The organism is Meiothermus sp. (assembly GCF_025056915.1).
GTDB lineage: Bacteria > Deinococcota > Deinococci > Deinococcales > Thermaceae > Meiothermus.
In genome coordinates this window covers 1-3,549 of the sequence record NZ_JANWVH010000136.1, presented here as the reverse complement: position 1 = coordinate 3,549, position 3,549 = coordinate 1, and the positions used below count along the sequence as shown (strand labels likewise).

3 protein-coding genes are annotated in these 3,549 nt (G+C 62.6%); all 3 read right to left on the bottom strand.

What is annotated here, in order from left to right:
• Positions 1-105: 105 nt before the first annotated feature.
• Positions 106-1,251 carry an ABC transporter ATP-binding protein gene (locus tag NZN28_RS14025; protein WP_295399192.1) on the bottom strand — a complete coding sequence of 382 codons (1,146 nt, stop codon included), beginning with the start codon at positions 1,249-1,251 and terminating at the stop codon, positions 106-108.
• A gap of 152 nt (positions 1,252-1,403) precedes the next feature.
• Positions 1,404-1,940, bottom strand: a complete 537-nt coding sequence (locus NZN28_RS14020; protein ID WP_295399194.1) for a Uma2 family endonuclease — start codon at positions 1,938-1,940, stop codon at positions 1,404-1,406.
• A gap of 36 nt (positions 1,941-1,976) precedes the next feature.
• The coding region (locus NZN28_RS14015) for a (Fe-S)-binding protein (RefSeq protein WP_295399190.1) at positions 1,977-3,549 on the bottom strand (1,573 nt) is incomplete at its 5' end.

The window sequence follows — 3,549 nt, the reverse complement described above, 5'->3', positions numbered from 1 at the left end:
CCCCTACCACCCGCTCTCACCTTGTGGATCGCGGAAAACTGCTTGCATGCCCGAAGGGGGTATGGGCTTGTTCAGACCCGAATGGCTCAAAACGCAAAGAGCACTCTAAACTCGAGCCGCCGAGCGGGTGTCCTGGGCCATGGCGTGACCGATGGCTTTTTCGTGTCCGTCCACTTCGAAGGCGTGGAGTTTGCTGGTATCCACCAACAGCTCAACCGTGTCGCTGGGCAGCACCATGGCGTGACCATCTACTTTGGCGGTCATCATGTGTCCGCCCACCTCGGCGTGCACTTCGGTATCGGCCCCTAAGGGTTCGACGACCTCCACCCTGCCCTTGACCACATTGTCGCCTTCGGGGATGCTGGTCCAGCCCTTGAGCCCGATGTGTTCGGGGCGGATGCCCATCCAGACTTCCTTGCCGTTGTAGGGCATCAGGCTGGCCCCCAGGGTTCCGTTGGCCTTGACCTTGAAACCCTCGCCCACAAAGTAGGCGCTGCCGCCCTCGACCTGCACCCTCGAGCGAATGAAGTTCATGGAAGGTGAGCCGATGAAGCCGGCCACAAACTTGGTCTGGGGGAAGTCGTAGAGGTTTAGAGGGGTGTCCACCTGCAACACCTCGCCATCCTTCATGACCACAATGCGCTGGCCCAGGGTCATGGCCTCGACCTGGTCGTGGGTCACATAGACGGTGGTGACCCCCAGGCGGCGCTGGAGCTTGGAGATTTCGGCCCGCATCTCCACCCGTAGCTTGGCGTCGAGGTTGGAGAGCGGCTCGTCGAACAAGAACACCTTGGGCTCACGCACGATGGCCCGGCCCATGGCCACCCGCTGGCGCTGGCCGCCGGAAAGCTCACGCGGCTTGCGCTGCAGGAGGTGGTCAATCTTGATGATGCGGGCCGCCTCCTTAACCCGGCGGTCAATCTCGTCCTTGGGCACCCGCCGCAGGCGCAGGCCGAAGGCCATGTTCTCGTAGACGTTCATGTGGGGGTAGAGGGCGTAGTTCTGGAAAACCATGGCGATGTCCCGGTCCTTGGGGGGCACATCGTTCACCAGCCGGTCGCCGATGTAGAGCTTGCCCTCGGTGATGTCCTCCAGGCCCGCAATCATGCGCAGGGTGGTGGTCTTGCCGCAGCCCGAAGGGCCTACAAAGACCACAAACTCGCCGTCTTCGGTCTCGAGATTGAAATCCTTGACCGCCGTGACCTTGCCGCCATACCTCTTGTAGACGTGCTCCAACCGAATTTTTGCCATGATGGCCTCCTGCTTTGGTGCTGGGCTGCTCGGCAGCGCCAGCCTGTACCGGTTCCCGCGCTGTGAGACCTCGCCTCGGCGAGCCCATCGGGGATTGATGCTGGTACGCCGCCAGTTTACCCGGCCACGGGAGTCGCCCGCAAGGGCAGCCGCTACCTGGCCGGAAGACCCCGGTAGAGTTCTTCCAGGCGCACGGCTACGTTGACGCAAGGCAGTTCCAAGGCCCCCTCCTCCACCGCCTCGTAGCGCCAGCCACCGTCGTCCATCCGCCGAAAGATTTCCAGCCTCTTAGCGGGGTGAGAAACCAGCACATACGCCTGCAAACCCGGCGGCTTCTGATAGGCGAGCAGTTTTTCGCCCCGGTCAATAGCTTCGGTGGAGTCGGAAAGCACCTCCACCACCAAGCAGGCGGTTTTCTTATAACTCACCCCCACGAGGGGCTCTTCACAGGTCACGAACACATCCGGGTAGTAGGCCGCAGAGCCCACTTTAAGCAACATATTTTCGGCAAAAGTCTCGCAGCCTGCCTCTTCGCCCGCATTGAAAATCGTGAGCAAGAAGCGGGTCACCAGACGGTTGTGATAGTCGGTTCCGCCCGCCATGGCAAACACGAAGCCATCCACAAACTCGTGCCGGGTCTGGGATTTGGCCTCCAGTTCAAGAAACTCTTCAAAGGTTGCCCGCCTGATGGGGCTTGGCCCCCGTGCAGCAAAACCCCGTGCGGCTCAGTCGGCGGCCTGGGCGGGTTTGCGCTTCAGGTTTTGCACCACCAGCTCGGAGATGTCCAGCACCTTCGGGGCCTCGTTGTCCTGGGTGGCCTCGAGGTTCATCATCTGCATGCAGAAGGGACAGCCCACCGCGATGGTCTCGGCCTTCGTCCCCTTGAGTTCCAGGTAGCGGTTGGTGGAAACCCGCTCGTCACCGGGTTCTTCCTCCTTCCAGAACTGGGCCCCGCCTGCCCCACAGCAGAAGCTCTCCCTGCCGTGGCGCGCAGGCTCATGCAGCTTGAGGCCGGTGGCCTGGAGTACCTGGCGGGGCTCGGCAATCACCCCGTTGTGCCGCCCCAGGTAGCAGGGGTCGTGGTAGGTGACGTCGCCCGCCATGGGCAAAAGCTCGAGGCGCTTGGCATCTAATAGCTCTGCAATGTAGTCGGTGTGGTGCTTGACCGTGTAGTGGCCGCCAAAGTCCTTGTATTCGTTGGCCAGGGTGTGAAAGCAGTGAGGGCAGGTGGTCACGATGGTCTTGGGCCGGGCCTCCATGGCCGCGTTGAGCGTGGTGACGTTCTCGGTGGCCAGCTGCATGAACAAAAACTCGTTGCCGGCCCGCCGGGCCGCGTCGCCCGTGCACCTCTCCTCCTTGCCCAGCACCGCCCAGCTCACCCCGGATTCGTGCAAAATTTCGGCAAAGGCCCGCGCGGTCTTCTGGGCCCGGGGGTCGTAGGCGGGGGCACAGCCCACCCAGTAGAGCACCTCGGCCTCGGGGTTCTGGGCAACGGTGGGCACCTCGAAGGGAAGCCCCTCGGCCCAGCCCAGGCGCTTGTCGGCCCCCAGGTTCCAGGGGTTGCCGTTGCGCTCCATGCCCTTAAAGGCGTTGTTGAGCTGGGCAGGAAACTCGCCCTGCATCATCACTCGCTCGCGCCGCACGTCCAGGATGTGCAGCATGGGCTCGTTGCCCACCGGGCAGACCTCCACACAAGCGTTGCAGGTGGTGCAGGCCCAGATAGACTCTTCGTTCATGGCAAAGTCCATTAGAGGACGCGGACTCTCCTGACCTGCGGCAAAATCGGGCAGTATCTGGTTCAGCTCGTAGCGCTCGCTGATCAGGATGGCCGCCGGGGAGAGGGCCTTGCCGGTGGTGTAGGCCGGGCAGACCTCCTGGCAGCGGTTGCACATGATGCAGCTATAGGCGTCCAGCAGGCGCGGCCAGGTGAAGTCCTCGAGCCTCGCCACCCCGAACTTCTCCAGTTTCTCCAGCTCTTCAAAGTCGCGGGCGATGGGCACCAGCGCCCCGGGTTTTTCCTTCTTGAAGGCCAGGTTCAAAGGGGCCAGGAACAGGTGAATGTGCTTGGAGCGGGCAAAGTAGGGGATGAAAAGCAGGATGGAGCCGATGGCGAACCACCAGAAAAGGTGCTCAAAAACCACAATCCGATCCACGTCCACCCAGAGGAAAAGCCGCGAGGCCAGACTGGCCACCGGCTGAAAGGGGTCGGGGCCGTAGTCCAGGTTGGCGGCCTGGGCCGCCTTGTGCAGCAGGCGGCTGCCCACATGGAAAAAGATGAACCCCCCCACGATGGCGCTG

Bases quoted from the DNA above. Each gene is read 5' to 3' on its own strand.
- NZN28_RS14025 (WP_295399192.1), bottom strand. From the start codon at position 1,251: ATGGCAAAAATTCGGTTGGAGCACGTCTACAAGAGGTATGGCGGCAAG.